At 65.7% G+C, this 19123-nt stretch carries 19 protein-coding genes; 11 read left to right on the top strand and 8 right to left on the bottom strand.

What is annotated here, in order from left to right; all coding sequences use genetic code 11:
* Positions 1 to 74: 74 nt before the first annotated feature.
* Genes JOE31_RS04470 through JOE31_RS04455 form a run of 4 tightly spaced genes read right to left on the bottom strand, consistent with a single transcriptional unit; the run spans position 75 to position 4065 of the window.
* Entirely contained in the window at positions 75 to 890 is an 816-nt protein-coding gene (locus tag JOE31_RS04470; protein WP_052500618.1) for an ABC transporter permease, read from the bottom strand.
* A gap of 2 nt (positions 891 to 892) precedes the next feature.
* Entirely contained in the window at positions 893 to 1813 is a 921-nt protein-coding gene (locus tag JOE31_RS04465; protein ID WP_209742328.1) for an ABC transporter permease, read from the bottom strand.
* Entirely contained in the window at positions 1810 to 2934 is a 1125-nt protein-coding gene (locus JOE31_RS04460) for an ABC transporter ATP-binding protein (protein WP_209742327.1), read from the bottom strand. Before JOE31_RS04460 ends, JOE31_RS04465 begins: the two co-directional genes overlap by 4 nt.
* A gap of 48 nt (positions 2935 to 2982) precedes the next feature.
* On the bottom strand, positions 2983 to 4065 hold the full coding sequence (locus JOE31_RS04455; protein ID WP_209742326.1) for an ABC transporter substrate-binding protein: 1083 nt from the start codon (positions 4063 to 4065) through the stop codon (positions 2983 to 2985).
* A gap of 319 nt (positions 4066 to 4384) precedes the next feature.
* Between JOE31_RS04455 and nac the strand changes: the two genes are divergently transcribed.
* A complete protein-coding gene (gene nac / locus JOE31_RS04450) occupies positions 4385 to 5305 on the top strand; it encodes a nitrogen assimilation transcriptional regulator NAC (RefSeq protein ID WP_209742325.1) in 921 nt (306 codons plus the stop codon).
* 150 nt (positions 5306 to 5455) lie between these two features.
* A complete protein-coding gene (locus JOE31_RS04445; protein ID WP_245198976.1) occupies positions 5456 to 5668 on the top strand; it encodes a hypothetical protein in 213 nt (70 codons plus the stop codon).
* Between the two features lie 152 nt (positions 5669 to 5820).
* Here JOE31_RS04445 and JOE31_RS04440 read toward each other — a convergent pair whose 3' ends face one another.
* Together JOE31_RS04440 and JOE31_RS04435 are read right to left on the bottom strand one after the other, a co-directional pair.
* Positions 5821 to 6498 carry a 4-carboxy-4-hydroxy-2-oxoadipate aldolase/oxaloacetate decarboxylase gene (locus JOE31_RS04440; protein ID WP_209742324.1) on the bottom strand — a complete coding sequence of 226 codons (678 nt, stop codon included), beginning with the start codon at positions 6496 to 6498 and terminating at the stop codon, positions 5821 to 5823.
* 25 nt (positions 6499 to 6523) lie between these two features.
* The gene (locus tag JOE31_RS04435) at positions 6524 to 7732 is read right to left on the bottom strand and encodes an aspartate transaminase (RefSeq protein ID WP_209742323.1); all 1209 of its coding nucleotides are present in this window, start codon (positions 7730 to 7732) and stop codon (positions 6524 to 6526) included.
* A 260-nt stretch (positions 7733 to 7992) separates the two neighbouring features.
* Between JOE31_RS04435 and JOE31_RS04430 the strand changes: the two genes are divergently transcribed.
* Positions 7993 to 8559, top strand: coding sequence for a hypothetical protein (locus JOE31_RS04430; RefSeq protein WP_245198974.1), 567 nt, complete (start codon positions 7993 to 7995; stop codon positions 8557 to 8559).
* Between the two features lie 447 nt (positions 8560 to 9006).
* On the top strand, positions 9007 to 9399 hold the full coding sequence (locus JOE31_RS04425) for a hypothetical protein (protein WP_209742322.1): 393 nt from the start codon (positions 9007 to 9009) through the stop codon (positions 9397 to 9399).
* An 11-nt stretch (positions 9400 to 9410) separates the two neighbouring features.
* Here the strand turns inward: JOE31_RS04425 and JOE31_RS04420 are convergent, their stop codons facing one another.
* Both JOE31_RS04420 and JOE31_RS04415 read right to left on the bottom strand, forming a co-directional pair.
* Positions 9411 to 10196, bottom strand: coding sequence for an alpha/beta fold hydrolase (locus JOE31_RS04420; protein ID WP_209742321.1), 786 nt, complete (start codon positions 10194 to 10196; stop codon positions 9411 to 9413).
* Positions 10197 to 10333: 137 nt separating this feature from the next.
* Positions 10334 to 11059, bottom strand: coding sequence for a GPP34 family phosphoprotein (locus tag JOE31_RS04415; RefSeq protein ID WP_209742320.1), 726 nt, complete (start codon positions 11057 to 11059; stop codon positions 10334 to 10336).
* 288 nt (positions 11060 to 11347) lie between these two features.
* On the opposite strand from JOE31_RS04415, the gene JOE31_RS04410 reads away from it, so the two are divergent.
* The 7 genes from JOE31_RS04410 (at position 11348) to JOE31_RS04380 (ending at position 18996) form a co-directional block, all read left to right on the top strand.
* Complete coding sequence (locus tag JOE31_RS04410; protein WP_209742319.1) at positions 11348 to 12415, top strand: iron-containing redox enzyme family protein; 1068 nt, start codon at positions 11348 to 11350, stop codon at positions 12413 to 12415.
* A 20-nt stretch (positions 12416 to 12435) separates the two neighbouring features.
* Positions 12436 to 12681 carry a CDGSH iron-sulfur domain-containing protein gene (locus JOE31_RS04405; RefSeq protein ID WP_209742318.1) on the top strand — a complete coding sequence of 82 codons (246 nt, stop codon included), beginning with the start codon at positions 12436 to 12438 and terminating at the stop codon, positions 12679 to 12681.
* Between the two features lie 236 nt (positions 12682 to 12917).
* A complete protein-coding gene (locus tag JOE31_RS04400; protein ID WP_209742317.1) occupies positions 12918 to 13817 on the top strand; it encodes a MurR/RpiR family transcriptional regulator in 900 nt (299 codons plus the stop codon).
* 55 nt (positions 13818 to 13872) lie between these two features.
* On the top strand, positions 13873 to 14790 hold the full coding sequence (locus tag JOE31_RS04395) for an NAD(P)-dependent oxidoreductase (RefSeq protein ID WP_209742316.1): 918 nt from the start codon (positions 13873 to 13875) through the stop codon (positions 14788 to 14790).
* Positions 14791 to 14823: 33 nt separating this feature from the next.
* A complete protein-coding gene (locus tag JOE31_RS04390) occupies positions 14824 to 16371 on the top strand; it encodes an aldehyde dehydrogenase (protein ID WP_209742315.1) in 1548 nt (515 codons plus the stop codon).
* Positions 16372 to 16399: 28 nt separating this feature from the next.
* Positions 16400 to 17626 carry an amidohydrolase gene (locus JOE31_RS04385; protein ID WP_209742314.1) on the top strand — a complete coding sequence of 409 codons (1227 nt, stop codon included), beginning with the start codon at positions 16400 to 16402 and terminating at the stop codon, positions 17624 to 17626.
* On the top strand, positions 17623 to 18996 hold the full coding sequence (locus JOE31_RS04380; protein ID WP_209742313.1) for a DUF3100 domain-containing protein: 1374 nt from the start codon (positions 17623 to 17625) through the stop codon (positions 18994 to 18996). The genes JOE31_RS04385 and JOE31_RS04380 overlap by 4 nt, the downstream gene beginning before the upstream one ends.
* Positions 18997 to 19123: the final 127 nt, after the last annotated feature.

Below are 19123 nucleotides of genomic sequence, written 5' to 3'. Positions count from 1 at the left end.
TCTGACACCGCGAGTTTGATCACACAAAGACGTAATCGGTGTCACGGGATAGCTGGCGGTTATGACGGGAGTGCTCAGCGGAGGGCTTTGCGGAGTCCCATGACGCGTTCCACCACCACCACTACCGCGAGGGATATCAGGATGAGGATGACGGACAGGGCCGCAACGGCGGCGTCTGCCGAGTTTTCCACGTACCTGAGCACCTGCACCGGCAGGGTGGGCAGCCCGGATTCGGCCACGAAGAGGGAGATGACGGCTTCATCGAAGGAGACGATGAACGCAATGACACCGCCGGCAATTACGCCCGGCTGGATGATGGGCAGGGTCACCCGGCGGAAGACCGTCCATGAGTCTGCACCGAGGACGCGTGCGGCCGCTTCACAGGACGTGTCGGTGGTGGCCAGGCTCATCAGGGTGGTGCGGATGACGAACGGGATGGTGATGGCCACGTGGCCGATGATGATGCCGGCGTAGGTGTTGGTCAGCCCCAGCGGACCGAACAGCAGCACCATGCCCAGGGCCAGCACGATGCTGGGAATCAGCAGCGGCGAGAGGAAGAACGACTGCACGGCTGCCTTGGCCTTGAAGTCGAACCTGTCCAGCGCCAGCGCGGCCGGCACGCCCAGCGCCAGGACAATGAGCGTGACGATGACGGCCACGATGAGGCTGACCTTCATGCCCTCCATGAACGTGCTCTCCTGCGGGAGCATCTCGTACCACTTCAGGGTCAGCCCTTCCGGCGGGAAGGACAGGTACTGGTTCGAGGCGAAGGAAACCACGCAGACGATCAGCAGCGGTGCCAGCAGGAACAGGTACAGCAGGAACACCAGCAGCCCGAAGGCCGGCTTGGCGGGGTTGAAGCGTGGCTTGAATATCCGGACGTCGCTCACGGTCAGCCTCCGATCTTTTTGGTGAGGCGCTGGTAAACGGCGATGATCAGGCCGAAAAGCACCAGCAGGATGACGGACAGGGCGGCGGCGAAGGGCCAGTTGAGCAGGCCGGTGGTCTGGTCGTAGATTTCGGTGGCCAGGACCTGCACGCTGCCTCCGCCCAGGAGCCGCGGGGTGATGAAGGTGCTGATGGCGAGCACAAAGACCAGCAGGAACGCCGTCAGGAGGCCGGGCAGGCTCAGCGGGAGCGTGACCCGGGTGAACACCTTGAACTTGCTGGCGCCCAGGGAGCCGGCTGCTTCCTCGAGCTGGGGGCTGAGCCGGCCGAAGCCGGAGATCATGGCCAGGATCGCGTAGGGCATGAAGATCTCCACCAGCCCGATGGTCACACCGGTCATGTTGTTGGTGAGCTTCAGGGGTGTGTCGATCAGGCCCAGGCCCTCGAGGGAGGAGTTGATGAGGCCGTTGGTTCCGAGGATCACCATCCATCCGTAGGTGCGCACCACGGCCGAGGTCAGCAGCGGGGCGATGGCGATGGCGATGAGCAGCCCGCGGTACTTGCTGGTGCTGCGGGCCAGGAAGAGGGCCACCGGGTAGGACACCAGGACGCAGAGGATGCCCACGGTCACGCCCATCTGGAACGTGTCCAGGGTGACGCGCCAGTAGTACGGGTCGGTCAGCGGCTGGATATAGGTGTCCAGCGTGAACGTCTCCACGATGACGCCGTCCGGGGCGCCCTTGTTGAAGGACATCCGGATCATGTAGGCGAGCGGGAACACGAAGCTGACCAGCAGGCCCAGGAGCCCGGGCAGGAGCAGGGCCAGGTAGGTGCGCCGGTTGCGCCGTTCGGTGGCCTTTTCCAGCAGGCCCTCGTCCTGGTCTGGCCGCTTTTCCGCGGCAACCGGCGTTTGCAGGAGAGTCATGCCGCCAGCCTTTCCGCGGACGCGGGCGCGGGCAGGAGGTAGGCGTCCTCGGGCGCCCATGACAGGTACGCTGCGTCCCCGGCGCGGGGCAGGTCGCCGCTGGAGGTCAGCAGCTGTGCCTGCAGCTGCTGGTCGCCCACGCGGACGGCCACCGCCAGGGCATCGCCGGTGTAGCTCACCCGTTCGATGGTTCCCGCGACGGGTGCCTGATCCGTTCCGGGGCGCAGGGCCACGGTGAGCCGGTGCGGGCGGATCACCATTTCGTGGGTGCTACCTGAGAGGCCCGCCGCGCCGACGGCGCCGAACTGGCCCAGGCCTTCGACGTCCACCTTGTAGTAGCTTTCGCCGGCAAGGCTGGCCCGTCCGGTTTCAGCGCCCACCCGGGCGGTGAGGAAGTTGGCCTGGCCGATGAAGTTGGCCACGAAGTGCGTGCGGGGGCGTTCGTACACGTCGGTGGGCGAACCGAACTGTTCGATCAGGCCGCCGTTCATCACGGCGATCCGGTCGGCCATGTCCAGGGCCTCGTCCTGGTCGTGTGTGACGAAGAGCGTGGTGGCCCTGGTGCGCTGCTGGATGGACCTGATCTCGGTGCGCATGGTTTCGCGGAGCTTGGCGTCCAGGTTGGACAGCGGTTCATCGAGAAGGAGAAGCGTGGGCTCCACAACGAGGGCCCGGGCCAGGGCGATGCGCTGCTGCTGGCCGCCGGAGAGTTCCTTGGTCTGCCGCTTTCCGAGGTGGCCGAGCTGGACCATGTCGAGCGCCGCCGCAACACGGGCTTTTTGCTCGGATTTCGGCGTCTGGCGCATTTCCAGGCCGAAGGCCACGTTTTGCTCCACGTTCATGTGCGGGAAGAGGGCGTAGGACTGGAACACCATGCCCATCCCCCGCTTGTTGACCGGTGTGTGGGTGATTTCCTTGCCGTCCACCACAATGGAGCCGGCCGTCGGGTCCATGAGGCCGGCCACCATCCGCAGGGTGGTGGTCTTGCCGCAGCCGGACGGGCCGAGGAGCGCCACCAGGTGCCCCTCCTCAACTTCCATGTTCAGGCGGTCGACGGCGGGTTCAAGACCTGCTGCATATCTTTTGGTCAGATCTACGATCGACAGTTTTGGTTCAGTCACGGGTTCAGTTCTCCTGAAGTGAAGTTGGGGAGGGGCACCGGCTCGCGGTTACTTGGTGATGATCTGGCGCTTCCAGATGTCGGTCCACTTGTCCCGGGCGGAGGACAGGAATTCCACATCCAGCGGGACGATGTTCAGTGACCCGTCCGTGGGGACCACACGGTCTTTCACGTCTGCCGGCAGTTCTGCATTGCTGACGGAGGGGGCGTAGAAGAGTGCTTTGGCGAACGCGGTCTGCGCCTCTGCGGACAGGGCGTAGTCCACGAACGTCTTGGCTGCGGCGGAGTGCGGCGCATCCTTCACCACGTTGATGGTGTTGATCTGGTAGACGGTGCCCTCCTTCGGGAAGGTGACGCCCATCTTCTTGTTGCTCTGGTCGCTGTAGAACTGGCCGCGGGCATTCTGGCCGAGGCCGAGGACGGTCTGGCCAGTGATGACGTTCTGGTATTCGTCCGGGTTGGGCGCGAAGGTCTGCACGCCCGGGGCCATCTCCTTGAGGCGGGTCACTGCGGCGTCAATGCCCTTGGTGTAGTCCTCCCCCGCCATTTTGGCGGTGATGGCCGTCAGGGACAGGCCCAGCAGCGACGGCGGGGCGTTGACGTTGATCTTTCCGGCGTACGCGGGGTCCCACAGCACGTCCCAGCTCTCGGGAGCCTTCGGGAAGGTGGCAGTGTCGTAGACCAGGCCCACGGCGTCGAGCATGGCCACCGGGCCGTACCCGTCCTTGTCGCGGAACTTTTCCGGGACGTTGGCGAGGTTCGGGACGCCGGCGGCGTCCACCTTCTCGAAGAGGCCCTGCTTGTTGCCGGTGGTGGAAACGGAGTTGTCCATGATGGCGACGTCGGTCGCCGGGTTGTTCTTCTGGCCCTGCAGGGCGCTGAGCATCTCAGCCGAGGACCGCTTGGAGGCGTAGTTGATCTTGATGTCCGGATACTTGGCTTTGAAGGGCTCGATGACTGCGGCGGTGTACTGGTCCTGCCATACGCCCGAGTAGGCGATCAGGTTCACTTCGCCTGACGTGGCGCTGTCGTTGCTGGCTGCTCCGGCGCCGCCCCCGCAGCCGGAAAGTACCAGCGCCGCAGCGGACAGCGCGGCCACAGCTGTGATCTTGCCTTTGATGGTTGCTCGCATTTGTCATCTCTTTCTCATAAAGAAGAATCCGGGCTGTTGGTGGCGGATCCTGATGTTCCGACGCTAGGGAGTGCACATTTCGGAAATGTAAAAGAAAACGTCTATTCCGGTAAAACCCAATAGCATGCAAAATGCGTCTGGGGTCATCGTTAATTTGCATATCCACCGGAGGGGTAGAATGTTCGATGAATGAAATAGCGTTCTGGGTTCAACCTAGTGTCAGAGATGTGGATCACACAAAGACCTGTTGCGTATCCCTCCATAGCATCCGGTTATGACCCTTCCTGGGTTCAGGACGCCGCGCAGAGAGAAGACGGCCATGGATACGCGGAAGCTTGCGTACTTCGTCCAGATTGTGGATTCGGGAAGCATCACCAAGGCAGCGGCGGCGCTGCATGTGGCACAGCCTGCCCTGAGCCAGCAGGTTTCGGCACTGGAAACGGACCTCAAGCAGCGGCTCCTGATCCGCAGCAAGCAGGGCGTCAAGCCCACGGCCGCGGGGCACACCTTGTACCGGCATGCCCAGTCGATCCTGCGGCTTGTGGAACAGGCGCGCCAGGACGTAGCAGCGTCGGGCGCCGCCCCGTCCGGGCGCGTGTCCATCGCGATCGCGCCCTACAGCATGGCCTCAAGCCTGACACCGAGGATCATCAGCGAGGTGGGCCGTCGCTACCCGGAAATCGTCCTGCATGTCACGGAGATCTACGGCGGTGTGCTGAGTGAGGCGATTAAGAACGGCCGGCTCGACATGGCCCTCATTTACGAACCGGGGCCTATCCGCGGCGTCCAGTTCACCACCATGATTGTTGAAGACCTGCACTTTGTGGTCAATGCCGGGAGGCCAGACGTGGCATCCGAAAACGGTGAAATCTCGCTGGCGGAAGTGGCGCGCTTCGGGCTCTTCCTGCCCGAGAAGATCCACACGCTCCGCCAGGCTGTGGAGGCCGGCCTCACCAGCAAGGGACTCACCCTCAAGCTCGTTGGTGAGGTGGAGTCCGTGCCGTCCCTGGCGCGCCTCCTGCGGGCCGACCTGGGTGCCACGATCATGCCCAAGTCAGCGGCGGACGCGCTCTTCCACGAGGAGGACTTCCACGTCCTGCGGATTGTGGATCCGGCGCTGCAGTGCAAGATCGCGCTGTGCACCCCGGATCATGATCCGCTTTCCGAGGCGGCGTCGGCGGTTCTCCTGGTGCTGAAGGAAATGCTTCAGGAAATGCTGAGCAATAAATATGCGCGATAGCCCTGCCATAGCATCTGCTTATTAGGGCACTTATCATTCGTCTTAGTATCCGAGGGCTCCTAATCCTAAAATTGTCATCAGGCCGATAAATTGCGGCGGTTGCATTTATGGAGAATTAATTGGGAGCGAGCCGTGAAAAAAATCAGCAGCATGCGCAGGAATTCCGACACAAACCCCGGACTGATGGCCAAAACGGGTTTCCACTGCCCTGCAAATGGTTTTTGGCGCCCTGAGGACCGCTCGGTGGCGCCTGTCTTTGTTTTCGAAGGCAGCATCATGCCGGCCGGCAGCGGCGGATCCACCGTGTGGTATCTGGAGGACGCCGTGTTTGGCCCGCCCACCCATCAGCTCCCGGCCCGGTAGGAAACAATTGCAAATGGGAGGGTTCGATGTCCTGCAACGGACGTCGAGCCCTCCCATTCCGCTTGCCGCGGCCGGGCGCCTCTGCATATGCGGACGCCGCCGCACGGGAATAGCCCGTACGACGGCGGTGCTGCCGCGGCTTGTGCGAGCGGCTAGGCCTCTTCGACGAGCAGGCCCTTGGCTTTGAGGACCTCAGTGAGGTTGCACAGCTCGATGGTGGTTCCGCCGGCCTGGTAGAGGCTGATGAGTTCGCGCTCGGCGTCGTCGCGTTCCTGCGAGAGGCGGATGACGTCCTCGATCTCGTCCTTCCGGACCACCACCACGCCGTCCGCGTCGCCGCGGAGCACGTCGCCGGGGTAGATGATCTCGTCGCCGAAGACCACGGGGTGGTTGATGGGGCCGATCGTTTCCTTGACGGTGCCCTTGATGGAGACGCTGCCGGAGAAGACGGGCAGTCCCAGTTCGATGAGGTCCTGGGTGTCGCGGACGCCCGAGTCGGTCACCAGGCCGGCGAGGCCCTTGGCCTTCATGGCATTGCCGAGGACGTCGCCGAACGTTCCGGCTTCCTCGTACTCCCCCGCCGCGGCCAGGATGACGTCCCCGGCCTCGGCGTAGTGGATGGCCACCTGCAACATGAGGTTGTCCCTGGGGGCGCAGCGCACGGTGACGGCGGGGCCGCAGAAGGACATGCTCCGGTCGATCGGCTTGATCCTGGAGCTGAGGGCGCCCTTACGTCCCTGTGCCTCGTGGATGGTGGCGGACGAGAACTTGGCGAGGCGGCTGACTGCGTCGGCTTCGGGTCGTTCGATGGTGGTCTTGACGTGGATCACGGCGTTTTCCTTCGGTGGGTGTGGATCAGTTGAGGGCCTGGACGGCCTTGTCGATAGCCGCGATGGACTCTTCGATGACGTCGAGGCTGGTGGCGTAGGAGATGCGGAAGTAGGGGCCCAGTCCATAGGCCGATCCCTGGATGACGGCGACGGAGGCCGCTTCAAGGAGGTAGAGGGTGAAGTCCTCGTCGGTTGCGATGACCTGCCCGTCGGTGGTCGTCTTCCCGATGACGCCCGCGCAGTTGACGTACGCGTAGAAGGCGCCTTCCGGCGTCGTGCATGACAGTCCGTCGATGGCGTTCAGCGCGGCGACTGCCGCATCGCGCCGGGCGCGGTAGATTTCACGGCTTTCCTGCACGAAACCCTGGTCGCCCGTGAGCGCCGCGGCGCCGGCGGCCTGGCTGACGGAGGACGGGCAGGACGAGATCTGCGACTGGAGCTTGTTGATCGCGGCGATCAGCGGGGCGGGTCCGGCCGCGTATCCCAGGCGCCAGCCGGTCATGGCGTAGGCCTTGGACACACCGTTGACCGCCAGGATTCGGTCCTTCAGTTCCGGGGCCACCTCCACGAGGCTGGAGAGCTTGCCGGTGCCGAAGTAGATCTGGTCATAGATCTCGTCCGTCAGGATGTTCACGTGCGGGAAGCCAGCCAGGACGTCCGCGAGCGCGCGCAGTTCCGCCGCGGAATAGACGGCGCCGGTGGGGTTCGACGGTGTGTTCAGGATGACCCATTTGGTCCGCTCGGTGAGGGCTCCGGCCAGCGCCTCGGGGGTGAGCTTGAATCCCGTCTCCTCGCCGCAGGCAACCACCACGGGCGTGCCCTCGTTCGCGAGCACCATGTCCGGGTACGAGACCCAGTACGGCGCGGGCACCACTACTTCGTCGCCGGCGTCCAGGCTGGCCATGAAGGCTGTGAAGATCACCTGCTTGGCGCCGCCGCCAATGGTGATCTCGGCCGGGGTGTAGTGGATTCCGGTGCGCAACTCCAGGGTCTGGAGGATCGCCTTCTGCAGGGCGGGGGTTCCGGTGACGGAGGTGTATTTGGTCTCCCCGCGGGTGATCGCCTCAATGGCGGCCGCCTTGATGTGCTCCGGAGTGTCGAAGTCAGGCTCGCCGACCGTCAGGTCCAGGATCCGGCGCCCTTCTGCCTTCAGCTCACGCACACGGGCCGCGGCGGCCACGCTGGCGGAAGACTTGATGCGGGACACCCGTGTTGCAGGTTCAAATTTAGGCATGGTCTCTTCCTACGGATTCAGGAGGGAGCGGTACTCGCTTCCTTCGACCCTAGGGAATCCTGGCGCGTCTGGATAAGACCTAAAGTGCGTGGACGGATAAGCGTCTCTTATGGCCTGTGCCCACATTTTTCGGTTATGGCTCCACGCAGTATTGGTATTTCCGCGGGCGGACCGTTGTGTCTAGCGTTTTATGTGCGCTGGCCCGATTGGGGTTCTTTCCGCCGGCGCCAACTGACGTGTTTCCGAACCGAGGAGTGCATTTGGCCGTTCTGCCCAGCCCTGTTTTGCACAGCCCTGTCCTGCACCCGTCTGTTCCGCACCCGGCCGACGGCGGTTACTACCGTTACCGGGGACGGCGGAAGCCCGAAGCGGCAGCTGTCCAGGCGGAACAGCTCCGGCAGCTCCTCAAAGAGGATCGGCAACGGATTTCCTTCAATGCCAGCAGCATGCGGGCGCTGTCGGTCCGCCTGAACCAGCACGTCGCCCAGGCACTGTGTGACGGCCTGAAGATGACAGGCCTTGCCAAGGCCGCCGGCCTTTCTAGCTGGGCAGTGCGGACCATCGGATTGTCCTCTGACGACCTGGCACCGTCCGGGCTGACGGCTGAGCAGCAACTTGCCCTGATTAGCGGGTTGAAGTCCGAGCTGGCCGAGCTGGAGGAGTCGAAGGCAGCCCTGGAGGGGCGGCGGTTGAAGCTCCTGGCCGTGGCGCGCAGGCTGGGAACCATGGACGATTACGAGCTGGCGGCACTGAGCGGGCTCCCTAGCGAGGCGATCCGGAAGATGACCTGGGGGCTTGCGCCCGATCCGGGTCTCATTCCTGCTTAGACCACGACGGCGGGACTTCCCGCCGTCGTTCCTCTTGCACTGAGTGCGGGCCACCTGAACCACTGGTATGACTCCCGGGAGCCATGCGCCCAACACGGCCAGCGCACTAATTCAGGTTGTTCTCCGCCGTTTCCGGCCCGCACCGGTTTAATACTACGAACCTCCCGCCGTCGTCCGCTTGCGTTGTCGACGGCACCGGGCATGCTTTGCAATGGCTATTGTCACGCAGGCAGGTCGTGAGTAATGTACGGCAAACCGGACTCTAAGCCGCCGCATCAGGCGGCCCCGGAACGGCGTTGTCGTCAGGGGCCACGCCCCGTACATACAAGGCGCCCAGTCACCGCACTGGCCGACCAGGCGGAACGCCGGACGCCACGCTTCCATTCAAGGGAGAACCTGATGTTAGGCACTAGAAGCTGCCTTGCCGCCGCTCTTACAGCCGCCCTCGTGACCATGGCCACCCCGGCACAAGCAGCCCCCGCAACACTCGTAAGCGCAGGCCCGGCAATCCTCGTCGCCGACGGCGCAGCGGTGGATGTTCCCGTCACCTTCGTGTGCGACACCGATCCCGCGTTGATCATCGCAATACCCGTGGTTCAAGTTACCCAGAGAGTCAGCGACGGACGGCTCGCCGGCGGCGGCGGAAGTGATCAGCTCAGCTGCACCAAGCAGGCCCAAACAGTCACCATACGGGTCATTCCAAATTTGATGGCGTTCAACGAAGGTGCCGCCGCGGCTTCGGTCTACCTGCGAACCTGCAGCGCGCAATTCCAGTGCTCCGTGGTAATTATCAACACCGAAATAACGCTCGCCAATCCAGACGGCGCAGAACAGGACTGAGTCGTTAAGCGCTACCCGTCGAGGAACCGCAGCAGGAACGGGACGGTGGCGTGCAATGTCCGCAGGTCCCCGCCGCTGGCGGCCTGCTCGCCAAGGTAGTCGCCATGGCCGCCGGGGACGACCAGCAGGCGGGCGCAGGGGATGGCACCAGCCATCCGGTCGGCGTAGGCGGCGGTGACGATATCCCGGTCGCCGCACACCACCAGCGTGGGCGCGGTGATGGTGCCCAGTTCGTCGTCGGACCAACCGGGGAAGTCCGTGATGCGCCGGTGGTCCAGCTCGAAGAGCCGTTCGAGGTGGCCGGGCTCGGGGTTGAGCAGGCGGTCGGCGTCCTTGTAGGTGTCGGGCATGTCGTCGAGCGTGGCATTCGCCATCCCGTCCCAGAACTCGTCCGGCACCGCGTCGCGGCTCGCAAAGGTGGAGGCCACGATGAGGCGCCGGACAGCGGCGGGACGCGCGAGTGCCAGCGCGATCGCGGTATGCCCGCCGGCGCTGAATCCCAGCACGTCCGCGGTTTCCACGGTGAGGTCGCCCAAGACGGCGAGGATGTCTCCGGCGGAGTTCTCGGCAGTGAGCGGGCGGCTGGTGGGCTGGGTGCGGCCGTGGCCCTCTTCCTCCACGGCGATAACTTCACGGTGTTCGGCCAGCAGCGGGATGAGTTCGCTGAAGTTCGTGCCGATGGTGGAGCCGCCGCCCGGGATGAGGAGCAGCGGCGGCCGGCCCGGCACCGCCTCCCCGTGGACCTCGTAATACATGCGAAGGCCGTTGTTGTCCGCGTAGCCGTGGGTGAAGGTCACACGGCATCCTAACCCTGTGCGCTTCCGGCGGAAAGGGCTGGATCGGGGCGGATCCTCCGTCGGCCAGCAGATCCTGCTCGTGGACCCGGCCGGAAACGTCGTCGAGTTGTTCCAGCCCGCCGCCGAACAGCCCCGGCCTAGGTCATAGCCTCTGCCTCCGCCATCCTGATCATTCGCAGTTCGTCCGCCACTGCACGGGCAGGCCAGTAGTCCTTCGCCAGCTTTCGTGGCACGTCTCGATCAGCCTCCAAGAACATTTTGTCGAGCAGTCCGGCCGCCTCAAGCAGGGCGATGAGGGCTGTGGTCCTGGCGTCTGCCGGTTTGGCGTCTGCCGGTTTTGCATCGGCCGGCGTCGCCATTGCCGGCGGCGAGGCTGGCGTCGCAGCTGACGGCTTGAGTCCGAGTGCGTCATGGATCTTCTTCAAGAGCGCGGCCTCCGGACCGTGGTCCTTCTCCGGATACCGCACGGACTTGAACAGGCCCAGGTGCTTTTCGCCGACCCGGTCCACAATGCCTTTCGAGGCCATAGCCTCATAGGCACGCTGCACTTCTGCCCGGCCCTCCAGCATGGAGACCCACCGCTTGGGAGTGTGAGGCCGCGATTTGTGACGAATGAGCTCCAACTGGTGCTGGAAGTCCGTTGGCGGCACGGTGCCGGTAGCCCTCACGTACTTCCCCTCCAGCCCGATGGCGCCGAGCAGTTCCAGCTCGGCCAATATTGCCCCTGCCACCGTGGTCCGGAGTATGTAGGCCGGCACTTCGGGAGCGCCGTCAGTGTCGTTCGTAGCCAGGAGGAGGAAAGCCTGGGGAAGGCTCAGCTCCGTGGCCTTCGGTTCCTCCGCCTGAGGTGTTTGTGCGTCCATACGATCATGGTGGCGCAGTTACGCGGCTATCACAATGAGTCCCGTAAACGCCCCGCGCCCGGCCACCGGACCGCGCGACGGCAATAGCAAGTATGCTTAGTATCCACCGTTACGAAGGGAACCACCGCCATGAAGAAACTGCTCATTGCCTTCCTCCCTACCATCATCAGCCGCGTCATGCGCGCCCGGCGGGCGAAACAGAACCCTGCCGCCAACCCTCGCAACCGGAACCGGCTCTGACCCCGTCCTCGCCAGCGCCCGCCTGGCACGAGAATCCCTAGGAGAACCATGAACATCCCCGAACCACGGGGGCCGGTCAGCGCCGCCCTGCTCGCACTCCTCGCCGGCCAGCCCGATGCGGACGCAGCAGCCGACGCAGCAGCCCTTGCCGGCCTGCAGGTACTCGTCTCCGCACAGCTGGCCGAGACCGGGGACGTCATCGAGGACGAGGACCTCCAGTTGGCGCTGTTCTGTCTCTACGAGCTGCACTATGGCGGGCTGGACGGCGTGGATGACGGCTGGGAATGGATTCCGGGCCTGATCGCTGCCCGGCGGCTGCTGGAGCAGCCGTTCGAGAAGGCCTTGCGGACGGCAGCCCGGACCGAGGCCCCCGCGGCTCCCCCGGTCGCTGCCGGAGCTCCTGTCAGCGACGCCGTGGCCACCGCCCTGTTTACCCTCGCGGCTGCGGACGCCGGGCCCAGCCTTTCGAAACACGTCGCGAAGAAGGCCAGCCTCGACCAGCTCCGGGAATTCCTCATCCACAAATCCCTCTATCAGCTCAAGGAAGCCGACCCGCACACGTGGGCCATTCCCCGCCTTTCCGGCCGCGCCAAAGCCGCCCTGGTGGAGATCCAGGCCGACGAATACGGCGGCGGCCGCGCGGACCGGATGCACAGCACCCTCTTCGCCAGGACCATGCGCGCCCTCGATCTCGATGACCGGTACGGCGCCTACGTCGATGCGGTGCCTGCGATCGCCCTCGCTTCGGTAAACATGATGTCCCTCTTCGGATTGAACCGCCGCCTCCGCGGTGCCATTTCCGGGCATCTGGCGATCTACGAGATGACGTCCTCCCGGCCCAACCAGCTCTATGGCAACGGTTTCCGCCGCCATGATTTCGACGCGGCAGCCACGGCCTACTTCGATGAGCACGTGGAGGCGGACGCCGTCCACGAGCAGATCGCAGGCCGGGATCTCGCGGGAGGTCTGGTGGAGGAAGAACCGGACCTGCTCCCCGACGTGCTGTTCGGGGCGACGGCGGCGATTGCCGTGGACGCCAGGCTCACCCTTCGCATCCTCGAGGCCTGGGAGAACGGGCGGACCTCGCTCCGCACCGGCCTCCCCGCAGCCGCATGACCACCCACCGGGAAGGGCACATGAACCAGGAGCCCGCTGAAAGTTCGATCGTCGTCTGCCCGGACGGGCCCCTGCTGGTCCGTGGTGACTTCGAAATTGTCACGCCTTCCGGAGAGCCTGTGCCCAGGCAGCGCCGCACGGTTGCGCTCTGCCGGTGCGGGGCGTCAGCGATCAAGCCCTACTGCGACGGGACACACAAGCTGATCAAGTTCCGGACCGACCCTGCCGCGCCGGCAGACCCAGCGCCGGCAGATACCGGGCCCTAGCAAGGCTTCAGCGCGGGCATCGGCGCTGACTCCAGAAGCTGGCTCCAAAACGTTAACGGACGACGGCGGGACCTCCCGCCGTCGTCCGTTCCTGTTTGCGCCGCGGCAGCCAAAAGGCCACCACAACGAGGATTTACAAGCCGGAAACCAAAAAGCCTGTTCGCAAACGAAATTGCATAGTACATTTGATGCAATCAGCCTTGCAGAGTGATGTGCGTTACAGAAGAGGTCCGGACTTGAACACCAACGCGGTCGATCTTGAAGCCAGCGGAGCAGGCGCGAGCGGCACCGGGAACGTCTCCCGGGCGTGGCTTGGCGACGCCCTTCCGGACGTTGCGCTCTCCAAGGCGCAGACCCGGGTGGTGGATGTCATCGCCCGCAATCCGCAGCTCTCCTCCTATGCGGACATCGCCGAGATCGCCCAGCGGGCCGACGTCAACAACTCCACGGTGGTCCGCGCCGCCCAGCACCTGGGCTACCGCGGCTGGCCCGATCTCCAGCGGGAACTCCGCTCGCGGTACCTCGTTATGATCTCCACCGAGGACACCCTGACTGAGCATGGCGAACACCGCAGCCCCCTCCACGACGCGCTCAACCACGACATCGAGAATCTCCGCCTGACGCTTGACTCCAATACAGGAGACGACGCCGAAGCCGCCATTGCGGCCATGGCCGCCGCCAAGTCCATCACCGTCGTCGGGCTTGGCTCTTTCGCCGGCCCCGCCAGCGTGATGGCCCATCTGGGCTCCACCATGGGCTACCCCATCACGTTGGAGAACCGCGCCGGCGTCCACCTGGCCTCCAGCACCAACACCCTTGGTGAGGGGGACGTCCTGGTGGTCGTCAACATGTGGCGTTCCATCCGGCAGATCATCGTCACCGCCGAAGCCGCCAAGCAGGCGGGCGCCACGGTCATCGCCATCAGCGACATGCGCCGCGGCCGCCTGGCTGCTGCTGCGGACCACCTCCTGGTGGTGGCCTCGGAAGGCATCTCCTTCTTCCAGTCCGTCACCGCAGCAAACTCAGTGGTCTACGGCCTGCTCGCGGGCATGGAGGCTGCGCATCCCGAACGCAGCCGAGCCGCCATCCGCCGAACCCAGCAGCTCTGGAAAGACCTGGACATCTACCTCGACTGACGCACCCTTTACCCCCCACACCCTTCACGCCCGGCGCATATTCCAGGAGTAGTTCATGAACACCAGCACCCGCATAGCCGTCATTGGCCTTGGAGCCATGGGCGGAGCCATGGCTGCCACGCTGCACAAAGCCGGCTGGGACGTCACCGGCTTCGACCCCTCCGAGGCCGCCCGGACCGCCGCCGCCCAAACCGGCATCGCCACCACCGCCAGCCTTGAGGACGTCGCCGGTACCCCCTACGCCGTCCTCTCACTGCCTGCCGCCAGCATCGTGGAAACCACCGTTCCCCGGCTCCTGGCCGTACCGGGGACCTTGGCGATCATTGACACCACCACCTCCGAACCTGCCACCAGCAAGCAGATGGCAGACCTCGCCGACGCACAGGGCGCGGCCTTCGTGGACGCTCCGGTCTCCGGTGGCCGCGACGGTGCGGCAACGGGCTCCCTGAGCGCCTTCGTCGGCGCAACGGACGCCGCCCTGAAGGCTGCCGAACCCGTCCTGCTCGCCCTAACCGGCGGCAAGTACAGCCACATCGGCGGACCCGGCAGCGGCAACGTGGTCAAGCTCCTCAACAACGTCCTGGCAGCGGCCAACCTTGTCTCAGTGGGCGAGGCGCTCGGAGTGGCCAAGGCCTACGGCATCGATCCCGCCAAGGCGGCGGCCAGCATCAGCGAAGCCTCCGGCGGCAGCAAAGTCTCGGCCAACATGTACCCCAACTGGGTGCTCAGCGGCACCCACGATTCCGGCTTCTCGCTCGGCTTGATGGCCCGCGATGCCGCCCTCGCCGTGGAGGTCGCCGCCCAGATCGGCGAAAGCCCGGCCCTCCTTGCAGCCGTGGCCGGCCAGTGGCAGGACGCCCTCGCCGCCCTCGGGCCGCGCGCCGACTTCACCGAAATCGCCAGGACCGTCGCCCCTGCCATCACGCCAGCCGGCGCGCCGTCCGCCACAAACGGCACCACCGCCGTCGCCTAAGCCCCCAAGTCCCAGCCCCGAAGGACCATCACCTTGAGCATCATCACAGCACCTACCTCCTCCTCGGCGGCCACCGCCCGGACCGTCCTCGACGCAGCCTTTCCGGCCGGCCTGGGCGCTTTCCTTGACGGCCGCGTTGTCGCCGGCAGCGGCGAGGGCATCACGCTCACCGCGGCGGCCACCGGCGAAGCTTTTGCCACCTACGCGGACCCCGGCACCGAGGGTGCCAACGCCATCCTGGAAAGCTCGACGGCGGGCGCGGCAGCCTGGGGCAAGATGAACGGCTTCGAACGGGCAGGCATCCTGCGCAACGTCAGCCGCGTCGTGGAAGCACACGGCGAGGAACTTGCCATCCTCGAGTCCGCCACCACCGGCAAACCCATCCGCGACGCCCGCGTCGAAGCCGCCAAAGTGGCTGAAATGTTCGGCTACTACGCGGGCTGGGCAGACAAGCTGACGGGCCTCACCATCCCGGTCCCCGGCCCGTGGCACACCTACACCGAACGCGTCCCGTGGGGCGTCGTCGTCGCCATCACGCCTTGGAACGCCCCCCTGTTTACGGCGGGCTGGAACTCGGCCGCCCCGCTGGCCGCCGGCAATGCCGTGATCATCAAGCCCAGCGAATTCACTCCGGCATCCTCGGTCCGGCTCGCCCAGCTGGCGCACGAAGCGGGGCTGCCGGCAGGCGTTTTCAACGTGGCGGCAGGGCTGGGCCAGACCGTGGGCGCGGCCCTCACCACGGACCGGCGCGTGGGCAAGATCAGCTTCATCGGTTCCGTCCCCACCGGCCGGCGCGTGGCTGTTGCGGCTGCGCAGGCCGGGATTCCCGCCCTGCTGGAACTCGGCGGCAAAAGCGCGAACATCGTGTTCGCCGACGCGGACCTGGAGCGCGCCGCCGACGGCGCCATCTCGGCGATCTTCTCCGGCGCGGGGCAGTCATGCGTGGCCGGGTCTCGGCTCCTGGTGGAGCGGAGCGTGCACGCGCAGTTCATTGAGCTGGTGGCCGACCGTGCGGCGCGGCTGCGGGTGGGCGACCCGCTCAGCGCGGACACCGAGGTGGGTCCGATCATCACGGCCCAGCAGTTCGCCACGGTCAACACCCTCATCGAGGCAGGAATGCACGACGGCGGCCGCCGGGTCACCGGGGCGGCGCTTCCGGACGCCCTCGCCGGGTCCGCACTCTCCGGCGGGCACTGGGTCATGCCCACCCTGCTGGACGGCGTCACGCCCGCGAACCGCCTGGAAACCACGGAGGTGTTCGGCCCGGTGGTGGGCGCGGACGCGTTCGACACCGAAGCAGAGGCCATTGCCCGGGCCAACAACACCAGCTTCGGCCTGGCCGGGGCGGTGTGGACGTCCGACATTTCCCGCGCGCACCACATTGCCCGCGAGGTGAAGGCCGGCACCTTCTGGATCAACTCCTACAAGACCATCCACGTGGCCGTTCCGTTCGGCGGCTTCGGCGATTCCGGCCACGGCCGCTCGTCCGGCCCGGGCGTCCTGGACGAGTACACCCAGACGAAGGCGGTCTGGGTGCCCACGCGCTCAGCCGGCTCCCCCTTCCCGTCCCTGTCCTACTAAAGCGTCCTACGAGAGCAGGCAGATACTCATGGAACTGACAGACTCAAGCCCCGCTCTGGCGACGCTCCGCGGCGCCCTCGCGGACGGCGTCGAAAACTGGAAACCCCGCGTCCAGGAATTGGCCAGGGAGATCCACGACCTCCAGGAGATCTCCTTCGAGGAGGTCCGTTCCGCCGAGGCGGCAGCGGCGCTGCTGGCCGAAGGCGGCTTCGAGGTGGAACGCGGCACCGGCGGGCTCCCCACAGCGTTCACCGCGAGCGCGGGCAGCGGCGAACTGACCGTGGCGCTGTGCGTGGAATACGATGCGCTCCCGGACATCGGGCACGCCTGCGGGCACAACCTGATCGCGGGCGCATCAGTGGCCGCCGCGTTGGCCCTGCAACCGTACGTGGATGAGCTGGGCATCACGCTGAAGGCCATCGGAACCCCGGCCGAGGAGCATGGCGGCGGCAAGGCGCTCATGCTGGAGCGGGGAGCGTTCGACGGCGTCGGTCTCGCTTTGATGGTCCATCCCGTCCAGGACGGGCTGACCTACAACCCCGCCGGCACCAGTGCGCAGGCCGTGGGCCGGTACAAGGCGACGTTCACGGGAAAGGCCGCACACGCGGCAGCGGCGCCGCACCTGGGCGTGAACGCCGCGGACGCGGCCGTGCTGAGCCAGGTGGCCATCGGACTGCTCCGCCAGCAGATCCCCGCTGACCACCGCATCGCCTGCTTCGTTGAGGAGGCCGGACACGTCACCAACATCATTCCGGAACGGGCGGTGGTCCAGTTTGAATGCCGGGCCTTCACGCTGCCGGAATACGATGCGCTGCACCAGCGCGTCCGCCGCTGTTTCGAGGGTGCGGCGCTGGCCACCGGAACAACGCTGGTCATCGAGGAGGCAGAACCCCTCTACGAGCCCCTCCTCCAGGACGATGCCCTGGCTGCGCACTGGGCTGATGCGATGGAGGTGTTCGGCAAGGACATCTCCCGTTCGTCGGGCCTCAGCGGCGGCTCCACCGACATGGGCAACATCTCCCAGGTCATCCCGTCGCTGCATCCGTGGCTGAGCATCCCGGGTGCCGACGTCCCCATCCACTCGCATGCGTTCGCCGCGCTTGCCGACTCCCCCGAGGCGTACGGGGTGATGTTCGAGGCAGCCACCGCGCTGGCCTGGACCGTCGCCGCCGCAGCCTCAACCCCCGCCCAAAGAGAACGCTTCATCAAAGCGGCATACCGCCGTCGTACTTTCACCCAGGAAGGCACATCATGAGCACCACCAAAACAGCGCGGATAGATAAGGCCGGCACCAAGCTGACCATCCCCATTGCCGCCCTGGCCCTGGTGATCGCCGTCGCGGTCCAGTTCATCGGCCAGGCCAAGATCGACGTCGGAATCGGCGCCATCATCATCTTCCCCATGGTGTGGGGCCTCATTGTGGGCCTGCTCGTCTCCATCCAGAAATTCAAGCCGCTGGGCCTTGACCTCCAGCGCGTTGCGGCCGCCCTGGTGGGCGTCGCCGTACTGCTGCTGGTGGCCCGGCTGGCGTTCAACATTGGGCCCAGCCTCCCCAGCCTCATCAAGGCCGGGCCGGCGCTGCTCCTCCAGGAGGTAGGCCACCTGCTGGGCACCATCGTGCTGGCACTCCCCCTGGCCGTCCTGCTCCGGATGGGCAAGGCAACTGTGGGTGCCACCTTCTCCCTGGACCGGGAACCGTCGTTTGCCATGGTCTCGGAAAAGTACGGGCCGGATTCGGACCAGTACCGCGGCGTGCTGGCCATGTACGTTTTCGGCACCCTGTTCGGAGCCGTGTTCATCACCCTCCTCACCTCGTTGGTGGCCAACTGGAAGATCTTCGATCCGCTGGCCCTGGCGATGGGCGCCGGCGTGGGTTCCGGGTCCATGATGGCGGCCTCCGCGGCCAGCATCGTCGCCGCCTACCCGGCCGACCAGGAAGCCATCCTGGGCATGGCAGCGGTGTCCAACCTGATCACCACCGTCCTGGGCGTCTACGTCGGCATCTACATTGCCCTTCCGCTGGCCGACCGTTTCTACAAGGCGCTCACCCGGAAGCAGACAGCCCGCGAAGCCGCCGCCGTCACGGCGGGCGCCCCCGCCGAGCGCAGCGCCGCCGACATCGACCGCGAGGCAGCACAGGCCGAGGAAAACCGCCTGTTCCGCGAGCGCGTCGCTGAATCCTCGGCAGCCATCAAGCTCCCGTTGTGGCTGTCCCTGTCGGTCCTGACGGTCCTCGGTATCGCCACGGCTTCCGTGGCGGCCAAGGGGTTCAGCCTGACCATTGTGGCCGGGTACGCCATCATGCTGGCCCTGGTGCTGGTCAGCATTGCCCTGGCGAAGGTCACCCGGAAGATCTCGGCGATCGTTTTCATCACCACCATCGGCGCGTACATCTCCAGCCCCTGGTTCTTCGGGGCAGAGGCGCTCAACGCCGCGGTCAAGACGGTGGACTTCCTGTCCATCGCCACGGTCATGCTGACGCTGGCGGGCCTGTCGCTGGGCAAGGACATCCCGCTGCTGAAGAACATCGGCTGGAAGATCATCCCGGTGGGCCTGGTGGCCATCACGGCTTCCTTCCTGCTCTCCACCGTGATTGCAGAGTTCGCCCTGGGGCTCTGGCACTGATACGGAGTTTTTGTCCAGATACAGCGGCTTACGGGGTTCTCAACTCGCGCTATCTGGACAAAAACTCCCCGGGCTTTCGGCATAAGTGAACGGACGACGGCGGGACCTCCCGCCGTCGTCCGTTTGC

Source organism: Arthrobacter sp. PvP023, assembly GCF_017832975.1.
Classification (GTDB): domain Bacteria; phylum Actinomycetota; class Actinomycetes; order Actinomycetales; family Micrococcaceae; genus Arthrobacter.
The sequence above is the reverse complement of the archived record's forward strand: the minus strand, read 5'-3'. Positions and strand labels throughout refer to the sequence as shown.